This is a genomic window from Plantactinospora sp. WMMB334, assembly GCF_049179095.1.
Lineage (GTDB): Bacteria > Actinomycetota > Actinomycetes > Mycobacteriales > Micromonosporaceae > Plantactinospora.
Genome location: NZ_JBMHME010000002.1, coordinates 3,955,029 through 3,973,305, shown reverse-complemented (window position 1 = coordinate 3,973,305; position 18,277 = coordinate 3,955,029). Strand labels below are relative to the sequence as shown.

Here is an 18,277-nt window from a genome sequence, read left to right as displayed (position 1 = left end):
GCGCCCGGTAGCGTGACAACCTGAACAGTCGGCACCCGCGGAAGGACCGGGGTATGCAGGATGCATGGCGGGCCTATCTCGAACTGGCCCTCGGGCTCACAGAGGCGTCGAAGAAGCGCGCGCAGGCCGCAGCCAGGAAGCTGGTCGGCTCCAGCGGTGCGACCGCCGCCCAACTGCAGACGATGGCCGAGGAACTGCTCTCCACCGGAATGGCCAACCGGGAGGCGCTGACCCGGATGATCCGGGTCGAGATCGACCGGACCCTCGGCGCCCTCGGCCTGGCAACGGGGGAGGACGTCGCGGCGCTCACCGAACGGGTCGGCAACCTGGAACGGGAGCTGGCCGCCGCCAGGCGGACCGCGCCGGGTGGCACGGGCCTGGAGCCGGAAGCGGACGGGGCGGGGAAGGCGGCGGTCACGAAGGCCGTCGGGAAGAAGACGGTCGCGAAGAAGACGTTGGCCAAGAAGGCGGCCGCACCGGATGCGCCCGCGACGAAGGCTGTGGCGAAGAAGGCTCTGGCGAAGAAGACGGTCGCGAAGAAGGCTGCGCCCGGCAAGGCGGTGGTGGCGAAGAAGGCCGTACCGGGTAAGACGGTGGCCGAGCGGACCACGACGCCGGGTGGCGGTGCGGCATGATCGCCGCGGAAGGACAGGCCCGGAGGGCGACCGGGCGGCAGGGAGGGGCAGCATGAGTCAGGTTCCCGCTCCCGGACCGTTCCGCCCGCGCCCCCCGGCCGGCACCGGTCCGGCCACCCCCGGCGACCGGAGCGCGTTCAGCGACCGGAGCGCGCCCGACGCCGGTAATTCCGGTCACCCCGCCGTCGACGCGGCACTGCAGGCGATGGCGAACGCGGCGGACCTTCCGCCGGCGGACCAGATCGCCCAGTACGAGGCGGCGCACCAGACGCTGCGGGAAACGCTCGCCACCATCGACCAGACCTGAGCCCCGTCTCCCGGAGAACCCTCGATGGCACGTCGCACCCGGCTCGACGCCGAACTCGTCCGCCGCGGTCTGGCCCGGTCCCGGGAACAGGCCGCCACACTGGTCGAGGCCGGGCGGGTCCAGGTCCGTGGGGTGCGCGCGCACAAGGTGGCCGCCATGGTGGACCCGGCCGATCCGGTGCGGGTGCTCGGCGAGGACCCGAGCACGGAGTACGTCTCCCGGGGCGGGCACAAGCTGGCCGGCGCCCTGGCCGCGTTCACCTCCGACGGGCTCGCCGTCGCCGGCCGCCGCTGCCTGGACGCGGGGGCGTCGACCGGCGGTTTCACCGACGTGCTGCTCCGGGCGGGTGCCGCCGAGGTGGTGGCGGTCGACGTCGGCTACGGGCAGCTGGCCTGGAGGATCCGGGAAGATCCACGGGTACGGGTATTCGAGCGCACCAATGTGCGTACCCTGACGCCCGACACCATCGGCGGCACGGTGACCCTCACGGTCGCGGACCTCTCGTTCATCTCGCTCCGCCTGGTGCTGCCGGCGCTGGCCGGCTGCACCGCGCCGGACGGCGACCTGGTGTTGATGGTCAAGCCGCAGTTCGAGGTCGGGAAGGAACGGGTGGGCAGCGGTGGCGTGGTACGCGATCCGCAGTTGCGGACCGAGGCGGTGCTCGCGGTGACCGGGGCGGCGGCCGGGCTGGGACTGGGCCTGGCCGGCGTGGTGGCCAGCCCGCTCCCCGGGCCGAGCGGAAACGTGGAGTTCTTCGTCTGGCTGCGCGCCGGCGCTCCGGCCGCGGACGAGGCGCTGGTCGCGGCGGTGGTGGCGGCGGGGCCGGCCGTGGCGCGGGAGGGAGCCCGATGAGTCGCAGCGCACTGCTGGTGACGCACACGGGACGGCGGCGGAGCACCGAACACGCCCGTACGGTGGCGGCGGACCTGATCCAGGCCGGCTTCGAGGTCCGGGTGGTGGCCGAGGAGGCCGACGACCTGGATCTGCCCGGGGTGACCCCGGTGAGCCTGCTCGACGCGGCCGAGGGCGCGGAGATCGTCTTCGCGCTCGGCGGCGACGGCACCTTTCTGCGCGCCGCCGACCTGGCCAGGCCGGCGAAGGCGCCGCTGCTCGGTATCAACCTCGGTAAGGTCGGCTTCCTCGCCGAGGCCGAGATCGACGACCTGGACGAGGCGGTCCGGGACGTGGTTGACCGCAACTACACAGTGGACGAACGGCTCACCCTCGACGTCAGGGCGGAGTTCGAGGGTGGCCCCGTGATCGAGTCGTGGGCGCTCAACGAGGCGAGCGTGGAGAAGGGCGAGCGTGCCCAGATGCTCGAGCTCCTCGTCGACGTCGACGGACGCCCGCTGTCCCGGTACGGCTGCGACGGTGTGGTCTGCGCGACACCGACCGGCTCCACCGCGTACGCCTTCTCGGCCGGTGGGCCGGTGGTGTGGCCGGAGGTGGAGGCGCTGCTGCTGGTGCCGATCAGCGCGCACGCACTCTTCAGCCGGCCTGTCGTCACCGCACCGACGGCGACCTTCACCATCACGGTGGACCCGTTCACCACCCTGGCCGTGCTCTGCTGCGACGGCCGCCGGGTCTACGACCTGCCGCCCGGGGCCCGGGTGACGGTGCAGCGGGGCGCCCTTCCGGTGCGGATCGTCCGGCTGCGGGCCCGACACTTCACTGACCGGCTGGTGGCCAAGTTCGGCCTGCCGGTGCACGGCTGGCGAGGCGGCCGCAGGTAGATCGCGGGTGGACTCGGGCGGTAGGGCGCGGGCGGTAGGTGGCAGGTGGCCGCAGGCGGCGGCTCCGGCGTGCCGGTGGGAACCGCTCGCGGCGTGGCGGCCACTCATCTCGGGGCGCGTGCCGGGTGGTCAAGTGTCGGTGACCGCTACTACTGTCGGTTGCTGTGCTGGAAGAGCTGCGCATCACCGGACTGGGCGTCATCGAGGACACCACCCTGCCGCTGACCGGCGGCATGAACGTCATCACGGGCGAGACCGGCGCCGGCAAGACGATGGTGGTGACCGGTCTCGGCCTGCTCTTCGGCGGGCGGGCCGACGCCGGCCGGGTGCGTGCCGATCCGGGCCGGGCCATGGTGGAGGGGCGGCTGCGGTTGGCCGGCGCCACCGCGACGGCGGTGCACGCCCGGATCGTGGACGCCGGCGGCGAGCCGGACGACGACGGGTCGGTGCTACTCAGCCGCACGGTCACCGCGGAGGGGCGGTCGCGGGCGCACGTGGCGGGCCGCAGCATGCCGGTGTCGATGCTGGCCGAGGTGGGCGAGCAGGTGCTGGCCGTGCACGGCCAGTCGGACCAGCTCCGGCTGCTCCGCCCGGCCGAGCAGCGGGCCGCCCTGGACCGGTTCGGCGGGGCGGAGCACGAGAAGCTGCTGGAGAGCCTGCGCGAGTCGTACACCGGGTGGCGGCGGGTCTGTGACGACCTGGCCGACCGGCGGCGCAACGCGCGGGAGCGCAACCAGGAGGCCGACCTGCTGCGGCTGGGCCTGGACGAGATCACCCGGGTCGACCCACAGCCGGGCGAGGACGAGGAGCTCAAGGCCGAGGCGCAGCGGCTGGAGCACGCCGAGGGGCTGCGTACGGCGGCGCAGACCGCGCAGCACTGCGTGGCGGGTGCCGCCGAGCCGACCGACGAGATGGCCGACGTGACCACGCTGCTCGGGCACGCCCGGCGGACGCTGGAGGCCCAGGCCGGGGTGGACCGGACCCTCGGCGACCTGTCGGTGCGGCTGGAGGAGGTCGCCACGCTGGTCGGCGACGTCGCGGCGGAGCTGTCCGGCTACCTCGCCGCGCTGGACGCCGATCCGGCCCGGCTGCAGGTCATCTACGAGCGCCGGGCCGCGCTGCGCGGACTCACCCGCAAGTACGCCGACGACGTCGACGGGGTGATCGCCTGGGCCGAGCGGGCCCGGACCCGCCTGTCCGAGCTGGACAGCTCCGACGACCTTCTCGACGAGCTGGACCGGGAGCGGCAGCGGCTGGCCGGCGAGGTGGCCGAGCTGGCCGGCCGGCTCTCGGCGGCGCGTCGCGAGGCGGCCACCCGCTTCGCCGAGCAGGTGACGGTGGAGCTGGCCGGGCTGGCGATGCCGCACGCCCGGATCGAGGTGGCGGTGCTGCCCCGGCCGGCCGGCCGGTCCGAGCCGTCGCTGACCGTGGACGGTGTGGAGGTCGGGGTCGGTCCGGACGGCGCCGACGAGGTCGAGCTGCGGCTGCTCGCCCATCCTGGTGCCCCGGCGCTGCCGTTGCAGCGCGGTGCCTCCGGCGGTGAGCTGTCCCGGGTGATGCTCGCGATCGAGGTGGTCTTCGCCGGCTCGGGCGGGCCGCCGACCCTGGTCTTCGACGAGGTCGACGCCGGGGTGGGCGGGCAGGCCGCCGTCGAGATCGGCCGCCGGCTGGCCCGGCTGGCCCGCAGTCACCAGGTGCTGGTGGTGACCCACCTGCCGCAGGTCGCCGCCTTTGCCGATCGGCACCTGGTGGTGGCCAAGGACACCGGCGGCGCCGTGACGACCAGCGGGGTGCGGATGGTGGAGGACACCGACCGGGCCCGGGAACTGGCCCGGATGCTCGCTGGTTTGCCCGACTCCGATCTGGGTATCGCCCATGCGGAGGAACTCCTGGCGGTGGCGGCCCGGGAGCGGCGCCCATGAACGGCCGGAGCCGCGCGACGGATCGGGCGTGCAGCCCGGCGCGGCGCCGGGTTCGGAGCCGGGGACGAGGGTTGGCGCCGAGCCGGGTGTGACCGCGGCGGTATGGTACGTGGTACCGAACCGACCGGTGTGACGCCGGCCACACCTGGTCGGGCGTCGATGTGATTCCCTGGGGTGGCGGCCCTGCTCAGGCATGTCGCGATAGAAAGCTCTGCCCCACGTGCCAGGATGGTCAGGATGCGTTTACCCATGTTGCGCCGGGCCCGGAGCGCGGAACCGGGCAAGATCGTCGGCACCGCGCGCCTCGACCGCCGGACGAAACGCCTGGTCAGCAGGCTGCGGCCGGGTGACATCGCGGTGATCGACCACGTCGACCTGGACCGGGTGGCGGCGGACTCGCTGGTGGCGGTGGGCGTGGCCGCGGTGCTCAACGCCAAGCCGTCGGTCTCCGGTCGCTATCCCAACCTCGGCCCGGAGGTGCTGATCAAGGCGGGCATCCCCCTCCTCGACGACCTCGGCGAGAGCGTCTTCCAGCAGATCCGGGAGGGCGACACCCTGCGGATCGACGGCAACACCGTGCTGCGGGACGACGAGCCGATCGGGCACGGCAGCCGGCAGGATGCCGAGTCGGTCGCCAAGGCGATGTCCGACGCCCGCGAAGGGCTCTCGGTGCAGTTGGAGGCGTTCGCCGCCAACACCATGGAATACCTCAAGCAGGAGCGGGAGCTGCTGCTCGACGGCGTCGGCGTGCCGGACGTCGAGACCCCGATCCGGGGCCGGCACTGCCTGATCGTCGTCCGGGGCTACGACTACAAGGCCGACCTCGACGTGCTGCGCCCGTACATCCGGGAGTTCAAGCCGGTGCTGATCGGCGTCGACGGCGGCGCGGACGCGCTGGTGGAGGCGGGCTACACCCCGGATCTGATCATCGGCGACATGGACTCGGTCACCGACGACGTGCTGCGGTGCGGCGCCGAGGTGATCGTGCACGCCTATCCCGACGGGCGGGCGCCGGGGCTGGCCCGGGTGAACGGGCTCGGCGTCTCCGCGCAGACCTTTCCGGCCGCCGCCACCAGCGAGGACCTGGCGATGCTGCTCGCCGACGGCAAGGGGGCCTCGCTGATCGTCGCGGTGGGGACCCACGCCACCCTTGTCGAGTTCCTCGACAAGGGGCGCGGCGGCATGGCCTCCACCTTCCTGACCCGGCTGAAGGTCGGCGGCAAGCTGGTCGACGCCAAGGGGGTGAGCCGGCTCTACCGGCAGAGCATCTCCGGGTCGTCCCTCCTGCTGCTGGTGCTCTCGGCGGTCGCCGCGATGGCGTCCGCCGTCGCCGTCTCCACCGTGGGGAAGGCATACCTCGGGGTCGCCTCCGAATGGTGGGACAATGTGGTATTCCAGCTCGGGCAGCTCTTCTAGCTCCGAGCCGATGTCCTTCCGCCCCCGATCTCCCAAGAGGCGCTTGTTGTGATCAATTTCCGGTACCACGTGGTCTCGCTGACCGCGGTCTTCCTCGCCCTGGCCATCGGCCTGGTGGTGGGCACCGCGGCGTTGAACGGTCCGGTCGCCGACTCGCTCAAGGACCGGGTCAACGGACTCAGCAAGCACAACGAGCAGCTCCGCGAAGCCGTGAACAACCTGGAGACCGAGGTCAAGCGCGAGGAGGACTTCCTCACCGAGGCCGCGCCGCACATTCTCAAGGACACCCTGGCCGACCGGCGCGTCCTGCTGTTCACCCTGCCGAGCGGCCAGGAGCACGCCGACGGGATCGCCGAGATGCTGCGGATGGGCGGGGCCACGATCACCGGGCGGATCGACGTACAGGAGAAGTTCATCGACCCGGACAACAGCGTCCTGCTGCTCGGCGTCGCCGCCAAGGCGGCCCGGCCCACCGTGCCGGACGTCGGGCTGCCCAGCAGCGAGGGCGTGGAGAAGTCCAGCGCACTGCTGGCCAGCGCCCTGCTGGACCGCCCGGAGGGCGGCTCGCCGGTGACCGACGCGGACCGCCGGTCGGTGCTGGACGACTACAGCGACGAGGGCTACCTCACCGTCCCCGACAAGATCAGCGGTCCCGCCGAGGCGGTGGTGCTGGTCAGCGGGCCGCCCTACGTCGACCGGGACGCGACCCGGAAGGACAGGTCGGTGGTCCAGCTCGCCGAGCAGTTCGACCGGGCCGGGGCGCTCGTGGTGGCCGGCAACGGCAGCAGCGGCGGAAACCTGGTCGCGGAGGTACGCCGGGATCCCGCACTGGCCAAGACGATCTCCACCGTCGACAACGCCAACACCGTGGCCGGGCAGGTGGTCACCGCCCTCGCCGTGGTCCAGCAGCTCACCCAGAAGCGGGCCGGCGCCTACGGCGTCGGTGCCAGCGTGGACTCGCTGCTGCCGGAACGGCCGGAGTGACCGCCCGCGACGCCGACCGGGGACAGGCCGACCCGGCGAAGGTGTGGCGCCGTTCCCGGGCACTCGGCACCGGCGTGCTGCTGGCCGGGGCGGCGCTGCGCGGCGTACTCGCCTCGCCCTGGGCGGCCGGGCTGCGGCGTACCAACTTCCGGGGCCGCACCGTCACCCTGGCCGCCGGTCCGGCGCTCGCCGCCGGGGCCGCCGTCGGCGGGGCGCTCGGCGCACCGAGCCGGCCCGCCGGAGCCGCCGCGCTGGTTGCCGGCCTCTCCTGCGGCGCCGTCGGGCTCTACGACGACGTCGTCGGCGCCCGGCCGGAGCAGAAGACCGCCAAGGGCTTCGCCGGGCACCTGGCCGCGCTCCGGCAGGGGCGGGTGACCAGCGGCATCGTCAAGATCGCCGGAGTCGGTGCCGCCGGGCTCGCCGCCGCCGCCCTGCTCGCCGCCGACCCGACCGTCCGGGCCCACCCCGGCCGACGTCGGCCGTACCGCCGCGCCGGTCGCCGGCAGGCCCGCTCCGGGCCGGTCGCCGGAACCCTCGACGTGCTGCTCGGCGCGGGCGTGATCGCCGGCACCGCCAACCTGGTCAACCTGCTCGACCTGCGACCGGGCCGGGCGCTCAAGGCCGGCCTGCTGCTCGGCGCGCCGCTGCTGCCCGGCCCGACCGGTGGGCTCGCCGCCGGCCCGGTCGGGGCCGCCGCCGCACTGCTCCCGGCCGACCTCGACGAGCGGGTCATGCTCGGAGACAGCGGCGCCAACGCGCTCGGTGCGCTGCTCGGGGTGGCGCTGGCCGCGCGCACCGGGCCGGTGGGGCGGGCCGGCGCGCTGGCCGTGATCGCCGCGCTCACCGCCGCCAGCGAGAAGGTCAGCTTCACCCAGGTGATCCAGAACACCAGGGGGTTGCGCGAGCTCGACGCCCTGGGCCGGCGACACTCCTGAGGTGGGCAGGCCGGCACCCCTCGCCGGCGCCGGGCGCGTCGCGGGCGCCGCGGCGCTGATCGCCGTACTCACCGTGGCCAGTCGACTGGCCGGGTTCGGGCGTACCGCCGTCTTCACCTGGGTGATGGGAGAGGACAGCGACCTCGGCGGCATGTACGTGGTGGCGAACAGCGTGCCGAACATCGTCTTCGAGATCGTCGCCGGAGGGGCGCTGGCCAGTCTCGTCGTACCGCTGCTGGCCGGCGCGGTCGCGGCCGGCGACCGGGCCACGGTCTCGGCCACCACCGGCGCCCTGCTCACCTGGACGGTCAGCCTGCTCGTCCCGCTCGCCGTCGCGGTGGCGCTGCTCGCCGAACCGATCGTCGGACTGATCTCGGAGGGGCGTGGCGGCACCGAGATCGAGGCCGGGGCGCGGATGCTCCGGGTCTTCGCCCCGCAACTGCCGCTCTACGGGATCGGCATCGTGCTCACCGGCGTGCTCCAGTCGTACCGCAGATTCGCCTGGCCGGTGCTGGCGCCGCTGCTCTCCAGCGTGACCGTGATCGGGGTCTACCTGGCGTTCGCCGCCGTCGAAGGGATCCATCCCAGCATCGGCGGGGTCGGCCGGGGCGGCGAGCTGATCCTCTCCGCCGGCACCACGCTCGGTGTGGTGGTGCTCTCGCTCTCGCTGCTCGTCCCGGTGCGCCGGCTGCGCCTGCGGCTCCGCCCCGGCTACACGCTGGCCGCCGGGGCCCGGGGCAGGATCCGTGGCCTCGCGCTGGCCGGGGCGGTGACGGTGCTGGGCCAGCAGGTCGCGCTGGTGGTCAGCCTGCACCAGGTCAGCGGCGGACCGACCGGCGCGCCGGTGGTCTTCAACCTCGCCCAGACGGTGTACCTGCTGCCCTGGGCGGTGCTCGCCGTGCCGCTGGCGATCGCGGCGTACCCGCAGCTGGTCGCCGCGCACGCCGCCGGGGACGAGCCGGAGTACCGGCGCACGTTGGCGCCGACCGCCCGCCGGGTGCTGCTCTTCAGCGCCCTCGGCGCGGCGGCGCTGGCCGGCACCGCCGAGCCGGTGGCCCGGTTCTTCTGGCCGGGCGGCGGCCCGCCGCTCGCCGCCGCCGTCGCCGGCTTCGCGCCGGGCCTGCTCGGGTACGGGCTCTTCGCCGTGCTCACCCGGGCCCTCTACGCGCGCGGCGCCACCCGGCCCGCGGCGGTGGCCACCCTCGCCGGCTGGCTCGTCGTGCCGGTCGCTGCCGTGGCGCTCTCCGCCGCGCTGCCGGTCGACTACCGGGTCTTCGCGGTCGGGCTGGCGAACTCGGTCGGGATGCTGGTGCTCGGGGTCCTGCTGGTCCGGGCGGTCCGGCGCAGTGCCGGACCGGCCGCGCTGACCGGTTTTCCCAGGTCAGCGCTGGTAGGGCTGCTCGCCGGCACGGTCGCGGCGGCCGTGGGTGCGCTGCTGGCGCACCGGTTGCCGGGCCTCGGAAGTGGTACCCCGGCGAGAGTCGACGCCCTCGTGCAGGGCATGCTGTCCGGAGTAGCCGTGGGCGTGGCTTTCGTCGCGGTCGCCTATCCGCTGGACCGGCACGACGTCCGCCCGCTGCTGGCAGCGGCCCGGGCCCGGCTGCGCCGCCTGCTGGCGCGGGCCCCGGGCGAGGACGACGGGAAGGAGCGGGGGCGCGGTGAGCGAGCGGGTACGGGGGAACCGGTGACCGGGGCTGCCGCCGACCGGGCCGGCTCGGTGCTCCTGGTCCTCGCCTCCAGCACCGGCGGCGTCGGTCAGCACGTCACCTCGCTCGCCCGCGGGCTGGTCGGCGCCGGGCTGACGGTCACCGTCTGTGGTCCCGCCGCCACGCAGCAGCAGTTCGACTTCACCTCCACAGGAGCCCGGTTCGTCCCGGTGGAGATCCCGGCCAGTCCCACCCCGGCCGACGTGCGGGCGGTCGCCGGGCTGCGCCGGGCGCTCGCCGCCGGGCCGGTCGACGTGGTGCACGCGCACGGGCTGCGGGCCGGCCTGGTGGCGGTGCTCGCCCGTCCGGCCGTACCGGTGGTGGTGACCCTGCACAACGCGGTGCTCGCCGGCGGGCTGCGCGGCCGGCTCTCCCGGCTGGCCGAGCGGATCGTGGCCCGGCGGGCCCGGGTCGTCCTCGGCGCCTCCGCCGACCTCGTCGCGCGGGCCGTGGCGCTCGGCTCCCCGGACGCCCGGCTCGCCCCGGTCGCCGCCCCGGAGCTGCCGCCGCCGCGTCGGAGCCGGCAGGCGGTCCGGGCCGAGTTCGCCGTCGCACCGGAGCAGCCACTCATCGTCTCGGTCGGCCGGCTGCACCCGCAGAAGCGGTACGACGTGCTGGTGGACGCCGCGGCCCGGTGGCGCGAGCGGAAGCCGGTGCCGGTGGTGGTGGTCGCCGGCAGCGGGCCGAGCTATCTGCAACTGGCCGCCCGCATCTCGGCCGCCCGGGCCCCGGTGACCCTGCTCGGGCACCGCACCGACGTGGCCGACCTGCTCGCCGGGGCCGACCTGGCGGTGGTCACCAGCGACTGGGAGGCGCGGCAGCTCTTCGCGCAGGAGGCGCTGCGGGCCGGCGTACCGCTGGTGGCGACCGCGGTCGGCGGCCTGCCCGAACTGGTCGGCGAGGCGGCCGTGCTGGTGCCGCCGGGTGAGGTGGCGGCGGTGGACGAGGCGGTGCGGGCGCTGCTCGACGACCCCGCCCGCCGGGCCGAGCTGGCCGGACGGGCCACCGCGCAGGCGGCACGGTGGCCGACCGAGGAGGAGACGGTCGCCGCCGTCGCCGCGGTCTACGCCGAACTCGGCGTACCCGGATCGCCGCCGCCGGATCGGCGCACACCCGGCCACGTCGCCGGGGACGGCGGCACGGGCCCGGAGAGCGGCTCGTCGGCGGGGCGGGGCTGATGCTGCGCCGGTTGGTACCCGTCATGTTGACGGCGGCGGTGGTGGCGCTGGGCATCGCCGCGCTCGTCGTGCGGCCGACCTCGGACGGGCCCGAGCAGACCGCCGACTACGTGCTGGTGGCGGGCGTGCCGGGGTTGCGCTGGGACGACGTCGATCCGGCGAACACCCCGACGCTGTGGCGGATGGCCGAGCAGGGTGCCATCGGCTCCCTCGCGGTCCGGTCGGCCCGGCAGCCGACCTGCCCGGTCGACGGCTGGCAGACCCTCGGCGCCGGCAACTTCGCCGCCTGGGACGAGACGGTCGTCGGGGAGACCTGTCCGGCCCCGGAGATCACCGTCGAGCGGCCGGACGGGATCAGCGCCAACCTGCCCGACCAGCGGGCGACGGTGACCTACAACCAGGAACGGCTGCGCTGGGGCACCATGCCGGGGGCGCTGGCCGAATCGGTCCGCTGCACCGTCGCGGTCGGCCCGGGTGCGGCGGTCGCCGCGGCCCGACCGTTCGGACGGGTCGACCGGTACGCCGCCGAGCTGCCGCCCGACCCGACCGCGCTGCTCGCCACCTGCGTACTCGGCATCATCGACCTCGGCACGGTCAGCGGCGACGATCCCGCCCGCCGGGCCGACGCCGCGCGCCGGGCCGACGAGGCCCTGGCCCGGGTCCTGGCGGCCCGCCCCGAGCGGTCCCTGGTGATGGTGGCCGGGGTCGCCGACACCGACCGGACGTCCCGACTGCACGTGGTGGTGGCGGACGGCCCCGGCTGGGGACGGGGCTGGCTGACCTCGCCCAGCACCGGTCGGGACGGTTACCTGCAGCTCGTCGACCTGGCACCCACCGCGCTGGCGGCGCTGGGTCGGCCGGCCCCGGAACGGCTCTTCATCGGGCAGCCGGCGGCGGTGGTCGGCGACCGCCCGGCCGACCTGCCGACGGCGATCGCGGCGCCCGCCGACGCCGACCGGGAGGCCGGGGCCCAGCAGCGGGTGGCCGGCTGGTTCTTCCTGCTGCTCGCCGGGCTCCAGTGCCTGCTCGCGGTGGCCGTGCTGCCGTTGCTGCGCCGGGCGCGCCGCGACGCCGGCCCGTCCGGGCCCGCCCCGGTGCCCCGGCGGGTGGTCGGCACGGTCGAGGTACTGCTCATCGCCGCCGCGCTGGCGATCCCCGCCGCACTCGTGGCGGACATCTTCCCGTGGTGGCGGGGCGAGCACGCCGGGTTCTACTACGGCCTGGTCACCGCGGTGGTGCTGGCGCTGGCCACCGCCGGGGTGCGGCTCGCCCCGGCGTACCAGCGCACCCTCTGGCCGCTGGCCGGCGTGGCCGGGCTGGCCGCGGTCATCGTCGGCGCGGACGTGGTCACCGGGGCGCGCCTGCAGCTCAACGGGGTGACCGGGTATTCGGCCCTGGAGGGTGGCCGGTACGCCGGCCTCGGTGTCGTCGGCCTCGGCGTCTTCATCGCCGCCATCCTGCTCTCGGCCGGGTGGCTGGCGCAGCAGGTCCGCCGGAGCTGGCGGCCGGCCGTGGTGGTGCTGGTCGGCGTGCTCGGAGTGATCGTGGTCGGCAGTCCCTACCTGGGCGCCGACGCCGTCGGTGCGGTCGCACTGACCGCCGGGGTGAGCATCGCCGCCGTGATCAGCACCGGCGGCTGGCTCACCCTCGGCCGGCTCGCCTGGGCCAGCATCGCGGGCCTGGCGGTCACCGTCGGCTTCGCCATCCTGGACCTGCAACAGCCGCTCGCCCAGCAGGGCAGCGTCGGCCGGTTCCTGACCGCCGTCGGCGACGGCAGCAGCGGGCTGACCGTGCACCGATCCGGCGCCGCCAACCTCTCCGCCCTGGCCGGAAGCCCGCTCACCGTTCTCGCGCTGGTCGGTGCGGTGCTCGTGTGGTTTGCCCTGCTCCGCCCCTGGGGTGGGCTCAAACGGCTCTTCGGGATCTATCCCGCCATCCGCGCCGGAATGGCCGGCATCGTCGTGGCCGCACTGATCGCCGGCCTGCTCGGCGGAACGGCTCTCAACGTCGCCGGTGCGGCGGCGGCGCTGACCGTGCCGATGGCGGCGCTGGCCGCGCTGCGGGTGCTCGACCACGCCACCGACCGGACCATCCCGGCGACGTCTCCCGACGAGCCGTCGGCGCCGCCGAAGGGTCCCGACCGGTCGGCGGGTGCCGTCACGGCGCCGCCCGGCGGTCCGCGGGTCGAGCAGTCGCGCCCTGCCACGGGGGAGGAGGGGACCGCCGCGCAAGCGGGCCCGGCGCAGTCGTCGGCCGGGGTGGCGGCGGGCTGACCGGCACCGGCCCGCCGGTGGAAACGGATGCCCCCGGCGCCCCGGCCAGGGTAGGTGTTAGCGTGGAATCCCGTGGATCGCGTGGATCACTCGACTGATCCGACACCGGTTCGCATGACCGCGACAGACGACCACGGGAGCAGGCCTTGGCCCCTTCAGTACGGACGACCAGGCATATTTTCGTCACCGGGGGCGTCGCCTCCTCGCTCGGCAAGGGCCTGACCGCCTCCAGCCTCGGAAACCTCCTCACCGCGCGTGGCCTACGGGTCGTGATGCAGAAGCTCGACCCCTACCTCAACGTCGACCCCGGCACCATGAACCCGTTCCAGCACGGGGAGGTCTTCGTCACCGACGACGGGGCCGAGACCGACCTGGACGTCGGGCACTACGAGCGGTTCCTCGACCGTGCCCTCTCCGGCAAGGCGAACGTCACCACCGGGCAGATCTACTCGGAGGTGATCGCGAAGGAGCGCCGGGGCGAGTACCTCGGCGACACCGTGCAGGTGATCCCGCACATAACGAACGAGATCAAGGCCCGGATCCTCGCCATGGGCGACGCCGACGAGGACGGCCGCACCCCGGACGTGGTGATCACCGAGGTCGGCGGCACGGTCGGCGACATCGAGTCGCTGCCGTTCCTGGAGGCGATCCGGCAGGTCCGGCACGACCTCGGCCGGGACAACTGCTTCTACCTGCACGTGTCGCTGGTGCCGTACCTGGCGCCGTCCGGCGAGCTGAAGACCAAGCCCACCCAGCACTCGGTCGCGGCACTGCGCAACATCGGCATCCAGCCGGACGCCATCGTCTGCCGCTCCGACCGGGAGATCCCGGACAAGCTCAAGCACAAGTTGTCGCTCTACTGCGACGTCGACCGGGAGGCGGTGATCGCCGCACCCGACGCGCCGAGCATCTACGACATCCCGAAGGTGCTGCACCGGGAGGGCCTGGACGCGTACGTGGTCCGCCGGCTGGGGCTGTCGTTCCGGGACGTCGACTGGCAGCGCTGGGACGACCTGCTGGAGCGGGTCCACCACCCGCACCACACCGTCCGGGTCGCGCTGGTCGGCAAGTACGTCGACCTGCCCGACGCGTATCTGTCGGTGAGCGAGGCGATCCGGGCGGCCGGCTTCGGCCACCGGGCCCGGGTGGAGCTGCACTGGGTGCCGAGCGACGAGTGCGTCACCGCCTCCGGCGCGGCGACCGCGCTGGCCGGCGTCGACGGGATCGTCATCCCCGGCGGGTTCGGCGTACGCGGCATCGAGGGCAAGATCGGCGCGGCCCGGTACGCCCGGGAGAACGCCATCCCGATCCTCGGTCTCTGCCTCGGGTTGCAGTGCATGACCATCGAGGTGGCCCGGCACCTCGCCGGGCTGGACGGCGCCAACTCGCTGGAGTTCGACTCCGAGGCCCGGCACCCGGTGATCGCCACCATGGCCGACCAGGAGGACATCGTCGCCGGCCGGGGTGACATGGGCGGCACCATGCGGCTGGGCGCGTACCCGGCGCGGCTGGTGGAGGGCTCGCTGGTGGCGCAGGCGTACGGCGACACCGAGGTCAGCGAGCGGCACCGGCACCGGTACGAGGTGAACAACGCCTACCGGGACGCGCTGACAAAGGCCGGAATGCACATCTCCGGCACCTCGCCGGACGGCCGGCTGGTCGAGTTCGTCGAGCTGGACCGGTCGCTGCATCCGTTCTTCGTGGCGACCCAGGCGCATCCGGAGCTGAAGAGCCGGCCGACCCGGCCGCATCCGCTCTTCGCCGCGTTCGTCGCCGCCGTCGTCGCCTACTCCTCCGCCGACCAGCTTCCCGTGGAGCTGACCCCGGTGGCCGGCCCGGCAGCGGGCGCCTCCGGAGCCGGCGGTGCCACCGCCGTGCTCTCCGGGGAGCGCTCCGGGACGGCGGCCGAACGCTCCGAGCTGGCGGAGTTCACCGACTCGGAGGAGGTCACCGGGAACAACCGGCAGGTCCGGCCGGCACGGGCGAGTTCCTCCTCGTGACCGGCGATCGGCTCGCAGCGGGGGCAGTGGTGACAGCGGTGGGAGCGGGGGCAGCGGTGGGAGCGGCGTGAACGGTCGGGTGGGCGGGCACGTCTACGAGGTACGGGACCGGCGGGAACAGTTCCGGGGCAAGGTCTTCTCCGTGGTCACCGACCGTGTCGCGATGCCGGGCGGCCGGGTCGTCTCCCGGGACTACGTCCGGCACGTGGGTGCGGTCGGCGTGCTCGCCCTCGACGAGCGGGGACGGGCGGTGCTGATCCGGCAGTACCGCCACCCGCTGCGCCGGGTGATCTGGGAACTGCCCGCCGGGCTGACCGACGTCGCCGGGGAGGAGCCGCCGGCCGCCGCGCTGCGGGAGCTGGCCGAGGAGGCGGATCTCACCGCCGGCCGGCTCGACCTGCTGGTGGACGTGCACACCTCGCCGGGCTATTCCGACGAACTGATCCGGATCTTCCTGGCCCGGGAGCTCTCCGAGGTGGCGCCGGAACAGCGGCACGAGCGGCGTGACGAGGAGGCCGACCTGGAGGTGGGCCGGGTCGACCTGGACGAGGCCGTGTCGATGGTGCTGGCCGGCGAGATCACCAACGTCGCCTGCGTCGCCGGGGTGCTCGCGGCGGCCCGGGCCAGGGACCGCGACTGGGCGGGACTCCGGTCCGCGGACTCGCCCCTGCCCTGAGCGCCGCACGGCCGCTGCCGACGTCCCGCCGTACGGCCGCTGCCGACGTCCCGCCGGTCGGTCGTGCTCGATCGCGGTGAGATGACTGACATACCGTCAAGGTTGCCGGCCACCCGTTGTCACAATGGCGGCTGCCGGAGCGTCGCCCCGGTCCTAGACTTCCGCGGGCGGGACGGTGGACCGCGGCGGCAACGGGGCCGTCGCGCGTCGCGCGGCCGGGGCCGGTACCCGGAGAGAGGTGTCTGGATCGTGAAGGTCGGAATTCCGCGCGAGGTCAAGAACCGCGAGTACCGGGTGGCGATCACCCCGGCCGGGGTGCACGAGTTCGTCCGTGCCGGCCACGAGGTCTTCGTGGAGAGCGGGGCCGGGGCGGGGTCGTCGATCACCGACGCCGAGCTCGCCTCCGCCGGGGCCACGATCCTGGGCGACGCCGACGAGGTGTGGGGCGTCGCCGACCTGGTCCTCAAGGTCAAGGAGCCGGTCGCCGAGGAGTACCACCGGATGCGCGAAGGGCAGGTGCTCTTCACCTACCTGCACCTGGCCGCCTCGAAGGGGTGCACCGACGCGCTGCTGGACCGGAAGGTGACCGGGATCGCGTACGAGACCGTCGAGCTGCCCGACCGGTCGCTGCCGCTGCTCGCCCCGATGTCCGAGGTCGCCGGCCGGTTGGCGCCGCAGGTGGGCGCGTACCACCTGATGCGCTCCGGCGGCGGGCGCGGCGTGCTGATGGGCGGCGTCTCCGGGGTGTACGCCGCCAAGACCGTGGTGATCGGGGCCGGGGTCTCCGGCCGGAACGCCGCGGCGATCGCGCTCGGCCTCCAGGCCGAGGTGCTGCTGCTGGACCGGGCGGTCGGCCAGCTCCGCCAGGCCGACGCGATCTACCGGGGTCACATCCAGACGGTGGCGTCGAACACCTACGAGATCGAGCGTGCCGTCGTCGACGCCGACCTCGTGATCGGCGCGGTGCTGGTGCCCGGCGCCAAGGCGCCGACGCTGATCAGCAACGATCTGGTCTCCCGGATGAAGCCGGGCAGCGTCCTGGTGGACATCTCGATCGACCAGGGAGGCTGCTTCGAGGACTCCCGCCCGACCACGCACGACGAGCCGGTCTATCCGGTGCACAACTCGCTCTTCTACTGCGTGGCGAACATGCCCGGCGCGGTGCCGCACACCAGCACCTATGCGCTGACCAACGTCACCCTGCCGTACGCGCTGGAGCTGGCGAACCACGGCTGGCGGGAGGCGCTGCGCCGCGACCCGGCGCTCGCGCTCGGGCTGAACACGCACGCCGGCCAGGTCACCTACGGCCCGGTCGCCGAGGCGCACGGCATGGCCGCCCGGCCACTGGCGGACGTCCTCGGATGAGCTCCGCTGCGGCCGGTGACGGGCCCGAACCGTCGCCGGCCCTGCGGCGCGCGCTCCGCGGCTACCTCGACCATCTCACCGTCGAGCGCGGGCTGGCGACCAACACGCTCGCGTCGTACCGGCGGGATCTGGAGCGGTATCTCGGGTCGCTCGCGGCGGCCGGCGTCGAGGAGCTGACGGCGGTCGGGCCGGCGGAGATCGCCGACCACGTGGCGCGGCTGCGGGCCGGGCACGACGGCCACCCGCCGCTCGCGGCGGCGTCGGCGGCCCGGGCCGCCAGTGCCGTCCGTGGGCTGCACCGGTTCGCCGTCCGGGAGGGCCTGGTCGGCCAGGACGCCAGCCGGGACGTACGCCCACCGGCCCCGCCCCGCCGGCTGCCCCGGGCCCTCGACGTCTCCGAGGTGGAGCGGCTGCTGGAGACCGCGGGAACGGCCGGCGCGACCGGACCCGGGGCCGCGCTGGCGCTGCGCGACCGGGCACTGCTGGAATTCCTGTACGGCACGGGCGCGCGGATCTCCGAGGCGGTCGGCGCCGCGATCGACGACCTCGACCTCGTCGACGGCTCGGTGCTGCTGCACGGCAAGGGCGGCCGGAGCCGGCTGGTGCCGGTCGGCGGATACGCCGCCGAGGCGGTGCGGGCCTACCTGGTCCGGGGCCGGCCGGCCCTGGCCGCCGCCGGGCGGGGCGTGCCGGCGGTCTTCCTCAACGCCCGGGGCGGGGTGCTGTCCCGGCAGAGCGCCTGGACCATCCTGCGCCGCGCCGCCGGGCGGGCCGGACTGCCGGTGGCGGGGCCGCGCGCGGTCTCCCCACACACCCTGCGCCACTCGTACGCCACCCACCTGCTCGACGGCGGCGCCGACGTGCGGGTGGTGCAGGAACTGCTCGGGCACGCCTCGGTGACCACCACCCAGGTCTACACGTTGGTCACCGTGGAACGGCTCCGCGAGGTGTACGCGACCGCACATCCCCGGGCGCGGGGCTGACCGGGCGATCCCCGGGACGGCATCGGCGGGGTACTGTCGGGCGGCGGGCCGATCCCGATCGCGTCCGTGGCGGCGGCGCGCGGTGTCGGCGCCCGGTCGGCGGCCGGTTCGACACGCCGAGACGGTGCCCACTACGGTGCTGCGACGTGGCGTAGAGTCGGGAT

Annotated in this window: 13 protein-coding genes and 2 pseudogenes; all 15 read left to right on the top strand. The window is 74.6% G+C overall.

Annotated features, from left to right (window positions below; genetic code table 11):
- Window positions 1–53: 53 nt before the first annotated feature.
- The 15 genes and pseudogenes from ACN27G_RS16955 to ACN27G_RS16885 all read left to right on the top strand — a co-directional run bounded on the left by ACN27G_RS16955 (window position 54) and on the right by ACN27G_RS16885 (window position 18,113).
- Window positions 54–635 (top strand): phasin family protein, encoded by a 582-nt coding sequence (locus ACN27G_RS16955; RefSeq protein WP_421493787.1) that lies wholly within the window; start codon window positions 54–56, stop codon window positions 633–635.
- Window positions 636–687: 52 nt separating this feature from the next.
- Entirely contained in the window at window positions 688–942 is a 255-nt protein-coding gene (locus ACN27G_RS16950; RefSeq protein ID WP_421493786.1) for a hypothetical protein, read from the top strand.
- A 24-nt stretch (window positions 943–966) separates the two neighbouring features.
- A complete protein-coding gene (locus tag ACN27G_RS16945) occupies window positions 967–1,794 on the top strand; it encodes a TlyA family RNA methyltransferase (RefSeq protein ID WP_421493785.1) in 828 nt (275 codons plus the stop codon).
- On the top strand, window positions 1,791–2,675 hold the full coding sequence (locus tag ACN27G_RS16940) for an NAD kinase (protein ID WP_421493784.1): 885 nt from the start codon (window positions 1,791–1,793) through the stop codon (window positions 2,673–2,675). Before ACN27G_RS16945 ends, ACN27G_RS16940 begins: the two co-directional genes overlap by 4 nt.
- A gap of 164 nt (window positions 2,676–2,839) precedes the next feature.
- A complete protein-coding gene (gene recN / locus ACN27G_RS16935) occupies window positions 2,840–4,597 on the top strand; it encodes a DNA repair protein RecN (RefSeq protein WP_421493783.1) in 1,758 nt (585 codons plus the stop codon).
- 237 nt (window positions 4,598–4,834) lie between these two features.
- On the top strand, window positions 4,835–6,013 hold the full coding sequence (steA, locus tag ACN27G_RS16930) for a putative cytokinetic ring protein SteA (protein ID WP_421493782.1): 1,179 nt from the start codon (window positions 4,835–4,837) through the stop codon (window positions 6,011–6,013).
- Between the two features lie 48 nt (window positions 6,014–6,061).
- A complete protein-coding gene (locus ACN27G_RS16925) occupies window positions 6,062–6,997 on the top strand; it encodes a copper transporter (RefSeq protein ID WP_421493781.1) in 936 nt (311 codons plus the stop codon).
- Window positions 6,998–7,038: 41 nt separating this feature from the next.
- Window positions 7,039–7,932 carry a hypothetical protein gene (locus tag ACN27G_RS16920; protein WP_421497341.1) on the top strand — a complete coding sequence of 298 codons (894 nt, stop codon included), beginning with the start codon at window positions 7,039–7,041 and terminating at the stop codon, window positions 7,930–7,932.
- Between the two features lies 1 nt (window position 7,933).
- Window positions 7,934–9,625: pseudogene (gene murJ, locus ACN27G_RS16915) on the top strand (murein biosynthesis integral membrane protein MurJ); the annotation flags it as partial.
- Window positions 9,617–10,816: a glycosyltransferase family 4 protein gene (locus ACN27G_RS16910; protein ID WP_421497340.1), complete on the top strand. Its 1,200-nt coding sequence runs from the start codon at window positions 9,617–9,619 to the stop codon at window positions 10,814–10,816. The pseudogene murJ and the gene ACN27G_RS16910, both read left to right, overlap by 9 nt.
- Window positions 10,816–13,089: a hypothetical protein gene (locus tag ACN27G_RS16905; protein WP_421493780.1), complete on the top strand. Its 2,274-nt coding sequence runs from the start codon at window positions 10,816–10,818 to the stop codon at window positions 13,087–13,089. Before ACN27G_RS16910 ends, ACN27G_RS16905 begins: the two co-directional genes overlap by 1 nt.
- Before the next feature lie 146 nt (window positions 13,090–13,235).
- A pseudogene (locus ACN27G_RS16900) lies at window positions 13,236–14,948 on the top strand (CTP synthase); the annotation flags it as partial.
- Window positions 14,949–15,156: 208 nt separating this feature from the next.
- Complete coding sequence (locus ACN27G_RS16895; protein ID WP_421493779.1) at window positions 15,157–15,765, top strand: NUDIX domain-containing protein; 609 nt, start codon at window positions 15,157–15,159, stop codon at window positions 15,763–15,765.
- Between the two features lie 249 nt (window positions 15,766–16,014).
- Entirely contained in the window at window positions 16,015–17,130 is a 1,116-nt protein-coding gene (ald, locus tag ACN27G_RS16890; protein ID WP_421493778.1) for an alanine dehydrogenase, read from the top strand.
- Window positions 17,127–18,113: a site-specific tyrosine recombinase XerD gene (locus ACN27G_RS16885; RefSeq protein ID WP_421493777.1), complete on the top strand. Its 987-nt coding sequence runs from the start codon at window positions 17,127–17,129 to the stop codon at window positions 18,111–18,113. The genes ald and ACN27G_RS16885 overlap by 4 nt, the downstream gene beginning before the upstream one ends.
- Window positions 18,114–18,277: the final 164 nt, after the last annotated feature.

Bases quoted from the DNA above. Each gene is read 5' to 3' on its own strand.
- ACN27G_RS16955 (WP_421493787.1), top strand. From the start codon at position 54: ATGCAGGATGCATGGCGGGCCTATCTCGAACTGGCCCTCGGGCTCACA.
- ACN27G_RS16950 (WP_421493786.1), top strand. From the start codon at position 688: ATGAGTCAGGTTCCCGCTCCCGGACCGTTCCGCCCGCGCCCCCCGGCC.
- ACN27G_RS16945 (WP_421493785.1), top strand. From the start codon at position 967: ATGGCACGTCGCACCCGGCTCGACGCCGAACTCGTCCGCCGCGGTCTG.
- ACN27G_RS16940 (WP_421493784.1), top strand. From the start codon at position 1,791: ATGAGTCGCAGCGCACTGCTGGTGACGCACACGGGACGGCGGCGGAGC.
- steA (WP_421493782.1), top strand. From the start codon at position 4,835: ATGCGTTTACCCATGTTGCGCCGGGCCCGGAGCGCGGAACCGGGCAAG.
- ACN27G_RS16905 (WP_421493780.1), top strand. From the start codon at position 10,816: ATGCTGCGCCGGTTGGTACCCGTCATGTTGACGGCGGCGGTGGTGGCG.
- ACN27G_RS16885 (WP_421493777.1), top strand. From the start codon at position 17,127: ATGAGCTCCGCTGCGGCCGGTGACGGGCCCGAACCGTCGCCGGCCCTG.